This window comes from Brevibacillus sp. JB24b, from assembly GCF_051713385.1.
Taxonomy (GTDB): Bacteria; Bacillota; Bacilli; order Brevibacillales; family Brevibacillaceae; genus Brevibacillus_B; species Brevibacillus_B laterosporus.
The window spans coordinates 4,761,515-4,780,310 of record NZ_JBNVQV010000001.1; the positions used below are offsets into that span (position 1 = coordinate 4,761,515).

The following is an 18,796-nucleotide window of genomic DNA, read 5'->3' on the forward strand; positions in this document are numbered from 1 at the left end:
CACATCAATGCGTAGAAGCTGCTCCTTATTTATATTCTTGCTATTTAGATGTAGGGGCGGGTGTCAATTGCCAACCGTTTTGCTGAGCAACCCACTCAGCTGCTTCACGTACGCTCTTTACAGTATGAGCCGCCTTTTCTTTAATAGCCTCATCAGCATGCTCCATTGCAAAGCTGTGCGTCACTGCTTCAAACATAGGCAGATCATTATAGGAATCCCCAATGCAGGCCACTTCCTCTGGAGATAAATCTAAGTTTTTCATCAGTCGGCCTACACCATCTCCTTTACTAACATGTAAAGGCATTAAATCTAGACAATCGCTAAAGGACACAAATGAATCAAATTGTTCAGGGTAGAGTTCATGTACTTTTTGTTGCAATTGCTTTAATATATCCATTTCCCCAATATATGTTAATTTAGTCGGTTTTAGTTGATCACTGAACATATTTATAAGGTTTGGTTCTTCTTTAATCTGTTCCTTGTGAGCCTCTTCAATTTCCTTGTACGCTGTTTTTTTAGTCAGGTACACCTCATCGCCCACACTCACCAAACTTATCGCGTCGAATTCATTTCCTGTTTCACACAATTTTCGAGCCATCTCTGGATCAAAATCGCAAGCATGCAATAATTGCTCTTCACGCGTAATGACAAAACCACCGTTTTGGCTCACACGATGGCATTGGTGACCTAGCTCCTCGATAACCCATTTAATATCTCTATCAATACGACCGCTAGCAATACAAATTTGGATTCCTTTTTTAGCTAAAAACAGCAATGCCTCACGATCGGCCGGATCAATTTTTTTCTCATCCGTAAGTAAAGTGCCATCCAAATCGCTTACAAACATTTTTATCATGCAGGTTTCCTCCGTTTCAAACTCTCTATCTGTCCTTAGTAATCTTACCTTAAAAAGAAAAGATATGATAGGTCGCCAAAGTTGTGTTCTACCCTTTTATCTTTTTGAATAGTCTGATAAAATTTAGCTTGTAAAACGCTTACACACATCCCAGATTATACAAAACTGTGATAGCTTTTTTTAAACAGGAGGGAGAGGTGCATCGTGGCAAAGATTTTTGAATCATATCATGACATGGTTGCGGACATTCATGATGAGGCTACGCTATTAGTTGGTGGGTTTGGTCTCTGCGGTATTCCAGAAAATCTGATTATTGCCTTACGTGATAAAGGGGTTCAGGGTTTAACCGTGGTTTCAAATAATTGCGGCGTGGATGACTGGGGGCTTGGCCTCATGCTACAACAGAAGCAAATAAAAAAAATGGTCAGTTCTTATGTAGGTGAGAACAAAGAATTTGAACGTCAATTCCTCTCAGGTGAGCTGGAGGTAGAATTGACTCCACAGGGCACGTTAGCGGAAAGAATTCGTGCCGGTGGAGCAGGCATTCCTGCTTTCTATACCCCGGCTGGTGTCGGTACCCCCATTGCCGAGGGGCGTGAAACACGCATATTTAATGGTAAAGAATACTTAATGGAAACAGCGATTACGGGTGACTTCGCATTAATAAAGGCTTGGAAGGCTGATACACTCGGCAATCTGATCTATCATAAAACCGCACGTAACTTTAATCCGATGATGGCGGCAGCTGGTAGAATCACACTTGTTGAAGTAGAAGAAATCGTAGAAGCAGGAGAGCTGGACCCTGATCAAATTCATACTCCAAGCGTGTACGTACAACGCTTGATTAAAGCCCCATCCTTTGAAAAACGTATCGAACGGCGCACCGTTCAAAAAGCTTAACATAACATTATTGAACTACAAAAAAATAATTAAAAATATTAATAATGTTCACTCATACGCTTACTCACTGTTTAAAATAAGGAGGTAGATATCCATGACCTTGTCTCGCGAACAAGTGGCCATGCGTGCCGCTCAAGAAATCGAGGATGGTTTTTATGTAAATTTGGGAATTGGTATGCCTACACTGGTGGCTAACTATATTGCGGAGGGTAAAACGGTAGTTTTGCAGTCAGAAAATGGATTATTGGGTATTGGACCTTATCCGTATGCTGACGACATAGATCCTGATCTGATCAACGCTGGAAAAGAAACAGTAACAGCGATTTCGGGTGCTTCCTATTTCTCCTCTGCTGAGTCCTTTGGAATGATTCGTGGAGGTCATATTGATCTGGCCATTCTAGGTGCGATGGAGGTATCCGAGAAGGGTGATTTAGCCAATTGGATGATTCCAGGAAAGATGATAAAGGGTATGGGTGGTGCCATGGATTTGGTCCACGGTGCGAAAAAAATTGTTGTGATTATGGAGCATGTAAATAAGCATGGAGAAAGCAAAATTCTTCCCTCCTGCACTCTCCCTTTAACCGGGAAACAGGTCATTAACCGTATTATTACGGATCGTGCTGTGTTTGATGTAACCGCAGAGGGTCTTATTTTAGTAGAAGTAGCGGACGGTTTCACAGCAGATGATATTAAAGCGTGCACCGCCGCTTCCTTCCAAGTAGCAAACGTGTTAAAAAACGTTTCCGTCTAACACGGTTACTTTCAATTCATTACGCATAACCTAACAAGACATAGAAAGCTTGGCTTTGCACATATAGTAAAGCACCTCTTCTGTTGCACTTGTTAGAGCTAAAAATACGTGTATTCTTAGCACAAAAAGGCAACCCTTGGGTCGCCTTTTTTATGTAGAAAGGAGCTTGCAAATGGATACCACGCTTGGCTTCCTAGTTTTACATGGGTTTGCAGGCAAAATTAATGATGTGTTACCTCTTGTCCAATTTCTGCGTAATCAAGGCTATACTGTTGAGTGCCCAACACTAGAAGGACATGGAACTGATCGTTACCATTTGAAGCGTTCCACTCGCGGACAATGGATACATTCAGCCGAGCAAGCCTATCAACGACTTAGCATGCGCGTAGATGTCACGGTGATCATTGGTTTTTCAATGGGAGGCTTACTTGCCTTTCATCTAGCTGCTCGTTACCCTGTTCGACTCTTGTTTACTCTGTGTACACCATACTACTATTGGGACATTCCCCAGTCCCTTTCTAATCTAAAAGAAGACTTCAGTAACTACAGCAACAAATACTTGGCAAGCCTATTGCGCATTCCACTTTCTAGCATGATACAATTCCGCAGGTTGCTAGCTGAAACAAAGATAATGATGCATCGCGTTACCTGCCCATATTACATTATTCAAGGGAAAAAGGACGATACTGTTCAAGCTATCAGCGCTGAGTATTTGCAGCAAAAGGTGACGAGCAGGCAAACCACCGTTCAATACTTCCCAAACTCTGGTCATATTATTTTACATGGCCCCGAATCTCAGAAGGTCATCTCCTACATCCATCAAATACTACAACAAGAATTATCAGATCTTTATGGGAAAACCACGGTTTTATTTTGATGTACCAGAACTCGATCTTCTAGGTGCCAATGAACAGCGCGGGCCAGCACGGTCCGCTCTATTTGTTTACCCAAACGCTTAAGATCATCTACGTCATCACGGTGCGTAACACGTTCTACTCCCTGTTCAATAATCGGGCCTGCATCTAGTTCTTCCGTTACATAATGCGCAGTAGCACCAATTAATTTAACGCCACGCTCATACGCTCGTTCGTATGGCTTTGCCCCTACGAAGGCTGGTAGGAAGGAATGGTGAATATTGATGATTTGGCACGGAAAATCCTGAAGGAATGTCGGCGATAAAATCTGCATATACCGGGCCAATACGATCATGTCTACCTTACCTTTAATAAGCTCGATTTGCTTTTGCTCAGCTTCTTGTTTCGTATCTTTAGTCACGGGAATATGATAGAATGGGATACCCATCGCTTCTACCATATCTTTCGTATCCAAATGATTACTGATTACCATCGCAATATCCGCATGCAAATATCCTGCACTATACTGCCACAGCAATTCTACTAAGCAATGATCTTCTTTAGATACAAAAATGGCCATACGCTTACGCTTGCAGGCTTCAACTAACTTCCATTCCATCTCAAACTGTTTCGCAATCGGGGCAAAGCCCTGATTTAGTGACTCCCCGCACTCTTGTAGACGATTTTGCTTAAATTCAATACGCATAAAAAAGCGACCGCCTTCTGGGTCGGTTGTATATTGATCAGATTGAATGATATTAGCACCTTGTTCATATAGATATTGAGAAACTGTCGAGACGATCCCGGGACGATCAGGGCACGTAATTAGCATAATTGCTGTATCTTCATGCTTTTGCTTAAATTGGTTCCATTCTTTGTCTGATATTGGTTGCATCGTTAGGGTTCCTCCAGAATTTTTTCTTCAAAGTATAGCACGTTCCCATCCGTTATCCAATCAACGTAATAAAGAATAGATTTGTGTCATTTTTTCCTGTAACCTTTTCGGCTTGCCAAGCGTAAAAATGAGTGAGAAAGGAGGGTGAACTCATGTTAAAATCATTAAGCTTAGGTTTACTTGTCTCACTCCTCGTCTCATTGCTCATCCAAGACCACCTACTTATGCTGAAAGTTGCTGTCATCATTGGTGCTTTATTATGGGCCATCAGTGCATTCATTTCTACCTTTCTATTAGATAGCAGCAGAATGCATGAGCGCACTCTTTTTTATGATAAACAGCACAAAAAACAGCAAATTTGGGCAGTTCATTTATTTTTAGTAGGCCTTCCCAATATGTTATTATCTCTCTTTTTATATGTAGAAATGTAAAAGCAGGCATGTCTTTTCGAAAATAGCAAAAGGGTCATGCCTGCTTTTATATGTCATTCATTATGATAAATCTATTATTTATGATGCCAGCTATAGAAGAAATCATGCGGTACGAAAAGAACATCATCATTACTTGAACCATTCAGGTAACTTCCGGATAAAATAGGCAAGCAATAATCCTAAGGAGACAGGTAGCGCTATTGCAGTCAAGGCCCCCATTAACTCCATATATTCTCTACTTTCCATATCTTTCTTCCCCCTCCATACTAGTACGCCAAAAATCGAGGGAAGTTGCGGTCAGTTGGTGAGAAAACTCACATTTTGTCTATAAATTGATTATTCAATACTAGATTTCCTGTTTAATAATGAGATACATCAAGTCAACATCGTGAGGAGGGTGATGGTTAATTGTTTGGAATAAGCATGATAGCTATCGTTACCTTTATCGTATTATTCTTAATCTCCTACTTTATTTACATCAAAAAACCTGAAAACATGATCTTCATGTATATCCCTTCAACGGTTGTATTTATTGTAAGCAGTTTGGCAGTTCTATATAGCTTTTGTGTAAATGGCTTTGAAGGTTTGGGAATAGCATTTATTGGTGCTACTATCGGTATTGCTAGCCTAGTGACCTGCATTGTACTCACTATTATTGTTATGATCAAACAACATGAAAAATAAAACGAAGAGGTTACTCCCATACAGTTAGACTTTCGGGAGACCTCTTAGTTTTTTTCTACAAAAAATCCTTACTCTTCATGCAATGGTACTGCAAGCCCCATTGCCATAGCTACCAGATAGCGTTTCGTAACTGGCTCCTTCCAGCTCTCCTCAAGAGCACGTGTGTACAAACTTATTTGCTCGTTATATCTTGTCCGGAGTAGTTGAGCTGCTTCGTTCTCGTTTGGTGGTAATCGATCCGTTTTATAATCGATCAACGTTAATCCACCGTTCTCCTCCCGAATAACGCAATCAATTACCCCCTGCACAAGTACCCGTTCATCACCTGAATCAGTTAGTAATAATTCTGTTTGGTCGGCAAGCAAACGTGATCTAATATCACGTAGGGGAACTGCAAGTGTAAATGGTAACTCTCTGTACACCTTGGTAGCTTTTTGCATTCGTTGCCCTAAATCACTGGCAAAAAAGCGTGCTATAGAGGCAATATCTACTACACTGGCTTGCTCTCTAGTCAGCATCTGTCGTGCTATCATTTGCTCAATTTGATCAGTAACATTCGCTTGATCTAAAGCTCTATTCAACTCTACATTTTGCATAATCAAATGTGTAAAGGTACCTACTTCCGCCTTCGTAAAAATAGGTTTTTCCACCTTGCTTGTAGCAGGATCACTGCTGGTCATAATTTTTATATCATCAATTTCACTGTTTATTTCTTCTCTATTCTTGTCCATATCAGCTAGAAATCGCGGTTTTTTTGTGAGTCTCGATCGATGAGAATTCGGACTCTCTGCTATCTTTTCAAGGTTTGGATTAAGATGACTGTATCCTTCAGCTACAGATCGAGTTGGCGACTGCATATCGGTTTGGCTTTCCAGTCCTGATACAGATTGAGAATGTGTTTCTAGACGATCATTCTCCCAATCAATCTTAACGCCGTCTTCTCCCACTCCCTCGGTTAGATTTACAGCCTGGCTCTTCAATTGACTGACACTCCACTTAGCTGGTACCTGTGATACAACCTGTGGAGCATACTGCCATTCTAGAACAGACCTAATCTTATCACGCCATTCCTCCGAGTGCGGATGATCAGGAACTGGCTTCCGTTTCTGCAGTAAAGAAAAAACTTCCTCATCATGCTCACTCTGCTCGGTTATCGCAATAAGATCGCTCGGCTGATAAAACTGGAACTGCCATACAGACGGATCACGTACTAGAGGAATTGAAGAATTATCCTGAGTATCTGGGCATAGCAAGCGTAATGGTTCTCCATTTTTGTGTCGTACTAACGCTCTGCCAATCCAATCAAGATATCCCTTCGCTTGAACTAAATCTTCATCAGATAGGGTCTCTTTATCTGTAGACTGGCTGCACCAAGCGATGGCTGATTTGCTCAAATCCTTAGCAGAACCCACAAGGATAAGCTTCTCTCTAGCTCGAGTCAACGCTACATAGAGTACACGCATCTCTTCTGCTAGCATCTCTAATTTAAGCTTTTGACGAATGCCTAAAAAAGCTAAGCTGGGATAACGCAGGCGCAAAACTGCATCAGCTACCTGCGGACCAAAGCCTAAATCCTTGTGCAGTAAAAAACGACCTTTCATATCGCTTTGATTAAACTGTTTACCCATTCCAGCCACAAATACAACTGGGAATTCCAATCCCTTACTCTTATGAATGGTCATTAAACGGACTACATTTTCACTTTCCGTAATAGTCCTCGCTTCTCCAAGATCATTCTCTTGCTCCTGCATCCGGTCAATAAAGCGTAAAAATCGAAACAAACCACGATACGAGGTGGCTTCGTATTGCTTAGCTCTGTCATATAATGCGCGTAGGTTTGCCTGCCGCTGTGAACCGTTCTCTAGCGATGCTACATAATCAACGTAGCCTGTCTCCGTATATATATCAGACAGTAATTCTGCCACCGAGCTTCGTCTTCCCCGTGTTCGCCAGCCTTGTACCATCCGATAAAATCGGCGTAGCTTTGCCATTACGACTCGATTCAGCTGTTCTTCTTCGGCCATTACATACTGTTCGACCGCCTGATAAAAAGGCCCCGTAGGAGTCAACACACGAATCAGAGCTAAATCCTCTTCGCTAAGCCCAATAAGAGGCGAGCGTAGTACCGCCGTTAGAGGGATATCCTGTTTCGGATTGTCTATGACGCGTAGTAACGACATGATTATATCCACTTCATTTGCAGAGAAGTAGCCCTGATTCTGTTCTACATAAATAGGTATGCCAGCTTGCTTACATTCGTCTGCTATTGCTTGTCCCCAGCCCGCTGTAGCTCGGAGCAAAATAACAATGTCCCGATATTCCAGGGGGCGCATTCCCTGTGTTTTTTTATCAAAAACGAGTAAGGGCTGACCGCCCACACCCGGTTCTAGCCACTCCTTAATACGCTTGGCAATCAATCGTGCTTCTAGCTGAGCAACAGAAGCTTCCTCTTCCAGAGTAGGTAGAGCTTCTACCTCAGTATCATAGCTATCTATACTTCCTATAGAGTTAGTACTTGTTCGCTCCGACACTTGCCCTGAGTTGGATTCCTCCGATTCAAATCCCGTACGATCGATTAGGTGAACTTCAACCGCCAATTGCTCAGGCTCTATCTCTGGATAGGAAGCCCGACCAATCAATTCCGCCGCTTGATCGTAAGTAATCTCACCTACACGAGGTGTCATAACTAGACGAAAAATATAATTGACTGCATCCACTACTTCCTTTCGACTGCGGAAGTTAGCGGCCAAATCAATTCGCTTTCCCTTTAACTCCAGAGGTGCATCTTGTTCCTTAGGGGCGAAAGGGTCCTTTTCTTCATTGGTTTCATACGAATCGTACTTTTGCATAAATAGATTAGGCTCAGCAAGTCGGAAGCGATAAATGCTCTGCTTAACATCCCCTACCATGAAACGATTTGCTGCCACTTCCGCTGTCTCTTTCCTTGATACCAACTGTAAAATCGTTTCCTGCACAAGATTGATATCCTGATACTCATCGACTAGCACTTCGGCAAACTGTTCCTGTAATTGCATGGCAATAGCAGAAGGTACGAAACTGCCGTCCTCCTGTTCCTGTTGTAAAATTCGTAGAGCCAGATGCTCCAGATCGCTAAAATCAACAAGAGCCCGTTCTTGCTTCGCCTGACGAAAGGCCTGTTTAAACTCACTAACTAGACGAGCTAACGTTTGCATATAGGGAGCCATTCGCTGTAGGTCTGCTGTATATTGCTCAGGCGTCATCGTGAAATACTCTTCCAACAGCTTCTTTATCTTATCCTTTGCGCCATTACGTAGTTTTTGTATCTGTTCTTTGATCAACGGGTCAGCATCCTTTACTGCTGGCAGTCGACCAAATGTAATACTTCTCATACTGTCATCTAACTGATTCCAGCCTTGCTCAGCAGCACATTTTGCTTGATTAATCATAGAAAGCTCTTGCTGTAATAAAGGGATATATGCTCCAGGCCCATCCGGTTCTTCTGCAAGTGCTATTGCTTTTTTTACTTGCGACTCAAGAGCAGATAATTCTAATGAAATAGCTCCTGATAACGTAACTACCCAGGGAGATTCATGTAGCTCTTCCACTTGTGTATTGGCAAACATATCAGCGGCATCTTTTAGCCAACGCTCTGGATGCGGATGGCTCTGTGAGAAATCAAACAGGCGCATAAATAACCCCATTAACGCTTCATCATCCTGGCTCTCTACCATCACGTCAGCTAGTGCTGCAAAGCTCTCATCAGATTCATACCATTGTTCAAATTGTTCTTCCAATACATCCTGGCGCAGTAATTCCGCCTCCATTTGATCTGCAATGCGAAACCCTGGATCAAGCTCCACCATAAAATAATACTGACGCAACAAGCCCAAACAAAAAGAATGCAAAGTCGTAATAGTTGCTCGTTGTAGCAAAACCAACTGCTTCCGTAAATGGGCAGAGGTAGGATCGCTGTCCAATGCTTGACGCAGGGCATCACCAATTCGGTGGCGCATCTCAGCAGCAGCTGCATTTGTAAAGGTCACAACCAACAACTGATCCACACCTACAGCATTGTTAACGTCAGAAATTCTACGAATGATCCGTTCTACTAATACTGAGGTTTTCCCAGAACCAGCAGCAGCGGCTACCAGCAAGTTATCTCCTTTTTCAATAATTGCTCTCCACTGCTCATCCGTCCAATGACTAGGTTTTTGTTCCATTTTATTCTCCTGCTCACTCATGCTCCTACCTCCCTTCCCTCGTCTTGTTCGTAGACTTCTTCACGAATTAATTCCCAAACTTCCTTATCAGTCTTTTTACTTAATAAACGTGGCTGATTGCCTTCCAATAAACTATCAAACTGGCAAACTGACTTATACGCACAAGTCTGACATGCAAGTCTTGGCCCTTGCAAATACGGTGCAATACTTATATCTCCATCCGTTAATCGTCTACCCAACTTCACAATACACTTCCGCACAAATTTCTGTAGGAGGTCAAACTGCTCCTTGGAAGCTACTGATGAATATTGAGTGAAGCTACCATCTTTTTTTATCCCAAACGGAAGTAGATCGGAATTACCTGATTCCGTTTGGTTATCCATTAAGCGTGCTAATTGTGGGTCTGCTAACATAAGTCCCTTCATTTTCAGCTTATTCTGCCGTTCCGCTTCCACCTGTTCAGCTGATAACATCTGTTTGGCTGCAACGAACGGATCAGCTACCTGATAATAGAAGACACCACCTACCTCAGCCTGCTTGCCTACCCACTGCTCAGCATTGCTCACAGCGACATCCAGATATACGAGCAATTGGAGATTCAATCCATTCCACACATCAGACAAAACAAGGGCTTTCGGGCCTGATTTATAGTCAATCACTCGCAAAAATTCGGTTTCTGTTCCAACAGAGTGATCGATTCGATCTATTCTACCTAACAAATGCAGTTTGATTCCATCCTCCAGCTCTAGAGTCAGACCCGGAATTTCTCCACCAGGTCCAAAGGCAATTTCCAGACCAATAGGCGCAAAATGACTTCGTCTTGCATGTTCACTCAGTACAGAGATCGCACGCCCAACAGCACGTTTTAATTTCTTCGTTACATAACGATAACGAGCGGTTCGTTGCAAAATACTGCTTCTCGTTTGTGGAACAAGCTCTTCCACAACCTGATCAGCCAGCTTCATGCTACCTTGTTCCGTCATATCGCTCCAATTGACTTGCTGTTTGTTCATCTGCTCCACTGCCATTTTTAAAGAAGCATGAAAAAGTTCACCAACATCAAATCTTTCTAGACGGTACATTTGACGTTCACTTAACCGCAAGCCATGAGAGGAAAAATGAGAATAAGCACAGGCTTGGAATCGTTCTAAACGGGAAACACTTACCCGAATCTCACTTCCGTACAAGGAACGACTAATTTCTTTCGAGAGCGGATAAGCGCGATTCTGATACACCAGCCCCGATAATAGCCATTTCTCCCGCTTTTCATCTTCCGAATGCTCCAGGAACCAGTCATAGACCTCCCACCAAAATGGCGGAAGCGGAATCCCTTTTTTTAATTGACGAATTAGCGTAAGTAAATGACTAAACACCTGTCTTGGTCTCCCCAGCAAACCTATATCTAGCTGTGGTTGGGCAGTTGGTTCATTGTGAAAATAACCAATCGTAAGACCAGGTAAGGTCTTTTTCATCTCTTCGTACAGGCTCGATGGTAACAAGACTTTGCCTTCTTCATCAGCTAGCGAGCAACTAATCCATAATCTCTCGGATGGACGTGTCATAGCACGATAGAGGAGATATTGTTCGTTCATTAGTTTTCGCTTCGCCGTAGGTGCTAGTTCAATGCCTGCCTTTTCCAGCTTTTCTCGTTCCGCCTCGTTTAGAATCCCTTCTTCTTTGGGGCGTAGTGGAATTACACCTTCATTTGCTCCCATCAAAAACAATGCTTTTACGTCGGGTTGACGGGAGCGCTCCATGGACCCAATGACCACTTGATCTAGCGAAGGAGGAACCAAGGCAAGACGAATACTATCCAGACCTGTATCAATAATCCGAGCAAATGTAACAAGCTCCATTTGTTCATCGCCCATTACTTCTACGATCTGATCCAATAAATCCATCACATCATTGTATACCTGCTCATGCTCACGGACAGCTTCTAAATCTCCTTCTAATTCAGCCTGCTTCTGCCATTCTTCCAATTTAATAGGAACATTTTGCACCTGTAAAAATTCATATAAGGCTGTTGCCATTTGGCGAACACCTGCTTTGCAAGCCACTTTCATCTCAGTCTCAAACATTTTAAGTGGCTTTGCATATCGTTGACGTATAGGTTCAATTTGTTCGTATAAAGTATTTGTTCCGTGAAACCCCCACTCATCCATGGACCAATAATATCCCTGAATACCATAACTCAGCACGTAGTTTTCTAGTAAATCAATCTCGGCTCTCGATTGGCTAAGCGGCTGATCTAGCGGAGACAGCAGGTCTGTTTTTAAACAACGAAAAATGGCATCATATCGCCAATTTCTAGAGATAACCTCAAGAGATGAACGAATAAATTCAATCAGAGGATGATGACTTACTGTTCTCTTTTGATCAAGGAAATATGGAATGTTATAGCTCGTAAATACATGCGCAATTTCTTCGGAATACGTTCCCATTTCTCGTAAAAGCACAGCCATATCACGATACCTGTAGCCATAATCACGTGCTAACGCCAAAATTTGTAGAGCGACAGCTTGTACCTCAGCTCTGCGATTGGCGGCTGTAAACAGCTTTACCTCGTCCACATGCTTAGGTGAAGGTAATACAGCGGGCTTTTTCCAGTCAAAATACTTTTGTTCCACCTGTGCAAGCCATGGACTATCAGTAAAACGATGGTCATGCTCAAACAAACGTGGCTCCTCAATTGGAATATTACCTCGCATCGCAATCTCTAGTAGCTTTTGATACGTTTCCATTGTTGGATAAAAATGTGAGAGATCATCTAGCGGTTTCATCCGATCCTGTGGGTCTATACATAAAGCAATATTTACTTGTTTAGCGCAGTACATCAATTGCTCAATCAAAGCATATTCCTGTTTTGTAAAACCACTAAATCCATCAATCCAAATCTCTGCATCTGCGATAAAACTAGATTCAGCTAGCTTGTTAGCAACTGTAGAATATAGTTCATCACTATCAAAATATTTATCTGTAACATAGTCTTCATATGCACGCATGATCAATAACAAATCATGTAATTTATGTTGTAGGGTTGCATTCTCTATCTGTAACTGCTCTAGCATTTCCAGACTGACACTATACTTTTTACACTCACTGATCATTTGTACTAATTCTTCAGCGAATCCTGGTTGCAAGGCGGAACGATGAAATACCTTTAATTCATCCTGATGACGTTCTAATAATAGACGCAACACCATCTGCTTACCGCGTTCATCAATAGGTAGCGTCGTCAGTCCCCCCACCTCTTGTAAGATTCGGTAGGAAAGTCGGCCAAAGCTTAACACCTGTGCTCTGATATGACCAGAGTACCCAGGTAGGTTAATGAATTGATATTCCTCCTGAAAAGTAGATTGCTCTGGAACCAAGTAGATTAGAGGGGGACCCATCCGTTCCTCATCGAGCCTATTCATTACATCAGTATAGATCGCAGCCGTCTTGCCAGTACCTGCCCGACCTAACAAAAACTGTACAGCCAATTGTCTCCCCTCCTATTCCATCTCCATATGAATGCGACTACCAGATCCAAGCGGTTCAGCAGGGGTAATAACAAGTCGTCGCGGCATACGCAATTTTAATTCCGGTACGTGACTAATTAGTCCAATTGTAAATTGACTCATTCTTAGTTTTTCTAAAGCATCTAACACAACTTCTAGCAGCTCAGGATCTAGTGTTCCAAACCCTTCATCTAAAAAGAAAAACTCCAACCGACCTCCACGCATTTGAATTTCAACTGATAAGGCCAAGGCTAGGGCTAATGCTGTTAAGAATGTTTCCCCTCCGGATAAGGTGTTAACGGCTCTGCGCAGTCCACCTGCTGCTTCATCACGCAATACGAACTCTCCACCATCTCCAATTTCCAGTGCATAACGTCCTTTAGTCATACGTCCTAAATGATAGGTAGCATCACGGGCAATCGCCATCATCTTTTCTTCAGCAATATATTGAACAAATGCTTTTCCTTCAAACAGCTTTCTTAACTCTTCTAAACGGCTCTGTTCATCGATGACTGCACCGAATTCCTTCTCTATTTTTTTCCATTTCTCGTGATTTTGTTGCACGGTTAGAAGTTTTTCTTTGGCCAGCGTTAACGATTCCCTACATTCAGACAACCGTTGCTCTCCTGTTGTAAAGGAGGCATATAGCTCATTGTAAGCCTGCTCGCTTACAGAACGATTAGCAAGAGATTCGATCAAACGTGTCTTGGCATATGACAATTCCGTTAGCTGTTTTTGGTAGCTTTCTACTTCTGCTTGATAAGGCTTTAAAAAAGCTCGTCGCTCATAATTTTCATAGACGGTCTCCCGATCAGCAAATACAGCATGTGATAAAGCTTGTTCCACTTCCAATTCCAATTCCTTTGCTTGCTTCGTAAGCTGTAAATTTGTTTCTTCCAATGCAACCAATGATTCGACCAACTGTTGTCGCTCATTCGTTAGCTGAAGTTTTAGAGTATCTGCTTGTTCTGCTGCTGCGTGTAGCTCCTGTAAATTTCGTGCCAACGACTGCAATAGTTCATTAGCCGGCCTACCTTGAGTACGTAACTGCCATTGTTCTTGTCTCTCTTTATACTGTGCCTCTCGATCCTCATAGCGCTGCTGTAGCGCTGTTAATCTCGCTTGCTCTTCCCCACGCTGTTCTACTTTGGCTTGCTTTTGATGTTGTAATTCCTCTAGCGTCTTTTCCAGATTCACGCGTAGTGTACGCAGTTCCTCCTGTCTCTGCTCCATCTTTTCCATTCTAGAGTGGTATGCTTCAATCTGGTCACGTGGTATTTCACCCCGAAGCTCATCCAATTGCTGTTCTGCCGTTAACAAGGCCTGTTTACTGTCTAATAGACGCTGATTGGCTTGTTGCAATTGCTCCTGCTGACTTTCTAACCAGGTGGTAATCTTTTCTTGTTGAACCTTCTTTTCTAATTCTTCATCACGTTGTTCACGCAGAAGCTTTTGTAATTCATCTAGCTGTTTCACATGATGGTGGCGTTGTTCTGAGAGTTCTTTTACTTCCTGGCTCACATGTTTGAACTTCCCGCCCAATTCATCAACAGACGCTACAATCCACTCTTCGCCCAATTGAATTAGTTGCTGTTTCATATATTGCAAGTCTTGCTCGATCTGTGTATTTTCCTTTTGCAAGGAATCTTTTCTTTCCAATAAACCAGCCAGCTCAACTCTCATCTGCTGGCAAGCTTCCGAAGCACTCTTCCATTCTTGTTCCGCCTGTTCCAGCAGGTGATCTAAATGAACACGACGCTCACGTAGAGCAATTTCCTGCTGTTGTAGCGAAGTTGTTTGGATTTTTGTCTGCAATATATTGCCTGTCTCCTCATCTACATCCTCATAAGGATGATGAGTCGATCCACATACCGGGCACTCTTCATTAGCTCTTAACTGTAAACGTAGCGTATGAGCCATGTTAGTTTGTTGCCAAGAAGACCAATCTGTCTCCCACTCTTTTATCTGTTCCTGAGTAGTCTTCTTCTTGGTTTCTATGTGTTGCAGCGTCTGTTCTGCCTGCTGTAATCTCTTTGTTACATCGGCATGCAAAGCAGTCCATTCGGTCCATTTTAATTCCCAATCGTCCTGTTTTTTTTCAAAGCTACGCCAATCAATGCCGATACGTTTTACATCTACTAGCTGTTCACGTAACCGAGTAATGTCTTCTTCACTTTTGATCGGCTGAGCTTCTATTTCAACCAACGATGTTTCGGTCTCTGTACGCCTTCCATGAGCTTTTATATATAAGTTCTCCGCTTCTCTTAATCGGGTTTGACCAAGCTGTACCTTTTGAGATAGTTCGGTTACCTCACGCTCGGCGCTTATAAAGCGTTGCTCTTCCTGAACAAAAGCAGTCTTAGCCTGTTGCATCGCACGAATCGCCTTGCGTTCCTCTGTGCTCAACGAGATCTGTTGCCATTCTGCATCAAGCTTTTGCAAGTCTTGAGCGGCTACTGCTCTTTGCTGATCAAGTGCTGATAGCAAAGAATCATCCTGATGTATCTGTTGCTGTAATAAACGAATCTCTGCCTGATATTGACCGATATCCTGAGCTAATTTTGCTATTTCTTGCTCCCACTCTGCGGCTTGTTGCAATTCGATTCGCTGTTGGATTAGCTGTGGCTCTTCTTGTCGCAAACGCTGCTGGGTTTGTTGGCTTACTTGTTCTGCCTCTTTGCTACGCAGCTCGACTTGTTCCCGCTCCACTCTTTTAGTAAGCAACTGTTGCTTAGCTTCCTCCCATAGCTTTATCGCCTGACTTTCCTTCTGCACCAATGGATAAAGGGAAACAGATGCCTCCAGCTTAGCTATCTCATTTTTTCGCAACATGATTTGTTGAGCCTGCTCTTCAAGCTCTGTCAGTTGTTGTTGAATTTCTTCCAATTCGAACTGCCACTTGCGAATTTGTTCCCATTCATTCTTTTGATTCAACAAAGCATTTTGGATTTGCGCCGCTTTCTCATACTCTTGCTCTAATATTCTTGCATCCTGAGTCGCCGCTTCAACAGCTTCCTTGCTGGCATCCCCTAGTCGTGCTTCTTCCACTTCTAATTGATGCAGAGACAATTTATTGCTATCAATCTGTTCTTTGACTCGGTACATTAGCTTTTCGCCATACTCATGCAAATGAAAAATACGCTGGAGCATTTCGTTTCGCTCACTGCCTTTTAAGGTCAAAAACTTAGAGAATTGACCTTGTGGCAACACAACCGCTCGTGTGAAATCGTGAATGGTCAAACCCACTAGCTTTTCAATCATAGATGTAGCTGCTGTGGCTTTAGACTCCAGCACCTGATCTTGTTCATCATCAAGTAATCCATGTTGAATTAAACGAACTTCCGGTTGCTTTCGATTACCGTTTTTATTGAGACCAAACTCCCTCTCGATGGTAAATCGTTGTCGCTGGCTAGCGCTTCCTAATTCAAAGGTAAAAGAGACAAACAACCGTGACTCCAATTGATTTAAAACCTCTTGTGGATGTGAACCTCCGCCTGTACGAACAACCTGTCCATATAACGCCAACGTAATCGCGTCTAAAATGGTTGACTTACCGCTACCAGTAGGGCCAAAAATACCAAACAATCCCGCTTCACATAACGTTTCAAAATCAATCTCCTGCAAATCCCGATAACTATTTAATCCTGATAGTTTCAAGTGAATAGGTTTCATTATTCATCTCCTCCTGGCTGTTTCTTTGTCTCAGCATCAGAGGTTATCATCAAACGGGAAAATAACTGGATAACCTGTTCATCCGGCGATGTTCCACGCTTACGTTCATAAAAACGAGTAAAAAGCTGTACAGGATTCAATTCCTCGCGTTTTTCAATTTCCTGCTTCTCTTGCTCTGTGGAAGCAACCAGCACACGCTGTACTTTTACAAAGTTATCGCTCAACTTGCGTATACGCTGAAACTCTGCGGGATCAATCACATCATCCACGTGAATTTCTAAATCAATCCAACAATCTGCATCTTTACCTTCTTCTAACCACTTTTCTACTTCTGCTATTCCGCCAGTCGCCTTCCATCTTGCCAAGGTTCGACCGCATTTCAAATAAATAATTTCTTCTGTCGGTTGTTGACCTGGAATAATCTCAACCATCACTACCGCCTTGCTTTGTCCTGCTTCCGAAAAGCTGTACGATAACGGTGAACCACTATAGCGAATCAAAGGTGTTTCACTCAATTTTTGCAAGCGGTGCAAGTGACCTAATGCAACATAATCTGCTTGCGGAGGGAATGCATTCAGAGAAACTGTATGCGTCCCCCCAATCTGTATCGGACGCTCCGAATCGGTTTCAAGTCCACCCATAGCAAACAGATGGCTCGTCATGATATTGACAGTATCCTCACGAAAATGGCTAGCTAAATCATGCAAAAGATCTTTGATTCTCTCGCTAAATGCTTGTTGCATTTGCTCTGGTGTAAAGCTTTCACTAACTAATTCCTTTAATCGTGCTTCTGAAGGATATGATAAAGCCACAACTACGGCTGTATGCTCTACTCCTGGAATCGCAATTTCAAACCAGGATGGTCCGCCATCAATTATTCTTACTTTATCTGCCGATGTATCAACTTTAGTAAGCAAGGGTTGTTCCTTAGGTAATCCGAGCAACACAATTCCATGCTTATGAGCCAGTGGCGAAGCAGCGCGCACCCGTTCTGGTTGGTCGTGATTACCTGCAATAACGACTACCCCGCGCTTACCTTCTGCTGATAATCTTTCTAAGGCTTCATAATAAAGCTCCTCCGCCCACGCAGGTGGGTTTACAGAGTCATACACATCACCTGCAATCACTACTAAATCTATTTGCTTGTCCTCAACAATCTGGCATAGTTCGTCTACAAAAGCCGCTTGTTCTATTCGTCTATCCCGACCTTCTAGCAATCTGCCGAAGTGCCAGTCTGCTGTATGCAAAATGCGCATCCTTCCACCTCTATCGATCATTTGTTTGCTTTTCTCTATTGTACCAGAAGTAAGAGCGTTGCTTCAGAAAAGATAGTGATGAAAGTTTTGGAGATATTCTTTTGTTTCTACCAAAACCTGTGATATACATAGAATAAGAAAAAATACGTATAAGAAACTAATACTTACAAAGGAGTTTGATTAATGATAACCGACTACCCTGTTCTCGTAACCGAACGGCTCATGCTCCTCCATTTATCCTTACATCAAGCCGATGACCTATTTGAAATCTTTTCAAAGGAAGAAACTACACATCACGTGCCTAGAAAAATCCATAAAAGTAAATTGGATACTGTTTTGTACTTAGAGAAACGCATGGCAGATTGCGCGGAGAAAAAAGCATTCATTTGGGCGATCTACCATCGAGAATCCGGTAAAACCATTGGAGTGGCCGGCCTTTTCCAATATGCAGATAAAGAAAAAAGCGCTTCATTAGGTGCAGTCCTACATCCTGACTATCGTGGAAAAGGAATGACATACGAATCGCTTAGAGCTGTAATGGCTTATGGTTTTAAAGAAATCGGACTCGTGAGAATGGAAGGTAAATGCGAAGCAACCAACACTCTATCTGAACGTGTCATGCAAAGATTGGGGATGGTTTATGAAGGAACATTGCGCAAAAATGTGTTAATCAAAGGAGAATTGCGTGATTCTAAGGTGTACTCCGTTTTACAGGACGAATACAAGGAAGATGATCATGCTTCTTCATCTAATAATTCGTTAACCTAAGAAAAGAGCGAGAAAACCTCGCTC

The 18,796-nt window shown here is 42.6% G+C and carries 12 protein-coding genes; 6 read left to right on the forward strand and 6 right to left on the reverse strand.

Annotation, left to right across the window (positions count from 1 at the left end; translation table 11 throughout):
- Positions 1 to 40 precede the first annotated feature (40 nt).
- Positions 41 to 856: an HAD family hydrolase gene (locus ACQV1I_RS22330; RefSeq protein WP_094700445.1), complete on the reverse strand. Its 816-nt coding sequence runs from the start codon at positions 854 to 856 to the stop codon at positions 41 to 43.
- Positions 857 to 1,060: 204 nt separating this feature from the next.
- Here ACQV1I_RS22330 and ACQV1I_RS22335 point away from each other — a divergent pair, with 204 nt between their 5' ends.
- The 3 genes from ACQV1I_RS22335 (at position 1,061) to ACQV1I_RS22345 (ending at position 3,384) form a co-directional block, all read left to right on the forward strand.
- Positions 1,061 to 1,756, forward strand: a complete 696-nt coding sequence (locus ACQV1I_RS22335; RefSeq protein WP_094700444.1) for a CoA transferase subunit A — start codon at positions 1,061 to 1,063, stop codon at positions 1,754 to 1,756.
- Positions 1,757 to 1,850: 94 nt separating this feature from the next.
- Positions 1,851 to 2,507, forward strand: coding sequence for a CoA transferase subunit B (locus ACQV1I_RS22340; RefSeq protein ID WP_116334308.1), 657 nt, complete (start codon positions 1,851 to 1,853; stop codon positions 2,505 to 2,507).
- 172 nt (positions 2,508 to 2,679) lie between these two features.
- On the forward strand, positions 2,680 to 3,384 hold the full coding sequence (locus tag ACQV1I_RS22345) for an alpha/beta hydrolase (protein WP_094700442.1): 705 nt from the start codon (positions 2,680 to 2,682) through the stop codon (positions 3,382 to 3,384).
- Here the strand turns inward: ACQV1I_RS22345 and purU are convergent.
- Positions 3,357 to 4,256, reverse strand: a complete 900-nt coding sequence (gene purU / locus ACQV1I_RS22350) for a formyltetrahydrofolate deformylase (RefSeq protein WP_094700441.1) — start codon at positions 4,254 to 4,256, stop codon at positions 3,357 to 3,359. The genes ACQV1I_RS22345 and purU overlap by 28 nt on opposite strands.
- Positions 4,257 to 4,408: 152 nt before the next feature.
- Between purU and ACQV1I_RS22355 the strand changes: the two genes are divergently transcribed.
- Together ACQV1I_RS22355 and ACQV1I_RS22360 are read left to right on the forward strand one after the other, a co-directional pair.
- Positions 4,409 to 4,687 (forward strand): DUF5316 family protein, encoded by a 279-nt coding sequence (locus ACQV1I_RS22355; protein ID WP_018670320.1) that lies wholly within the window; start codon positions 4,409 to 4,411, stop codon positions 4,685 to 4,687.
- Positions 4,688 to 5,095: 408 nt separating this feature from the next.
- Complete coding sequence (locus ACQV1I_RS22360) at positions 5,096 to 5,371, forward strand: YesK family protein (RefSeq protein WP_094700440.1); 276 nt, start codon at positions 5,096 to 5,098, stop codon at positions 5,369 to 5,371.
- Positions 5,372 to 5,439: 68 nt separating this feature from the next.
- Here ACQV1I_RS22360 and addA read toward each other — a convergent pair whose 3' ends face one another.
- The 4 genes from addA to ACQV1I_RS22380 are packed head-to-tail and all read right to left on the reverse strand — an operon-like array spanning position 5,440 to position 18,004.
- Complete coding sequence (gene addA / locus ACQV1I_RS22365) at positions 5,440 to 9,594, reverse strand: helicase-exonuclease AddAB subunit AddA (RefSeq protein WP_116334309.1); 4,155 nt, start codon at positions 9,592 to 9,594, stop codon at positions 5,440 to 5,442.
- Positions 9,591 to 13,058, reverse strand: coding sequence for a helicase-exonuclease AddAB subunit AddB (addB, locus tag ACQV1I_RS22370; RefSeq protein ID WP_116334310.1), 3,468 nt, complete (start codon positions 13,056 to 13,058; stop codon positions 9,591 to 9,593). Before addB ends, addA begins: the two co-directional genes overlap by 4 nt.
- 12 nt (positions 13,059 to 13,070) lie before the next feature.
- On the reverse strand, positions 13,071 to 16,748 hold the full coding sequence (locus tag ACQV1I_RS22375) for an AAA family ATPase (protein ID WP_116334311.1): 3,678 nt from the start codon (positions 16,746 to 16,748) through the stop codon (positions 13,071 to 13,073).
- Positions 16,748 to 18,004, reverse strand: a complete 1,257-nt coding sequence (locus ACQV1I_RS22380) for an exonuclease SbcCD subunit D (protein ID WP_018670315.1) — start codon at positions 18,002 to 18,004, stop codon at positions 16,748 to 16,750. Before ACQV1I_RS22380 ends, ACQV1I_RS22375 begins: the two co-directional genes overlap by 1 nt.
- A 183-nt stretch (positions 18,005 to 18,187) precedes the next feature.
- On the opposite strand from ACQV1I_RS22380, the gene ACQV1I_RS22385 reads away from it, so the two are divergent.
- Positions 18,188 to 18,772: a GNAT family N-acetyltransferase gene (locus ACQV1I_RS22385; RefSeq protein ID WP_116334312.1), complete on the forward strand. Its 585-nt coding sequence runs from the start codon at positions 18,188 to 18,190 to the stop codon at positions 18,770 to 18,772.
- Positions 18,773 to 18,796 lie beyond the last annotated feature (24 nt).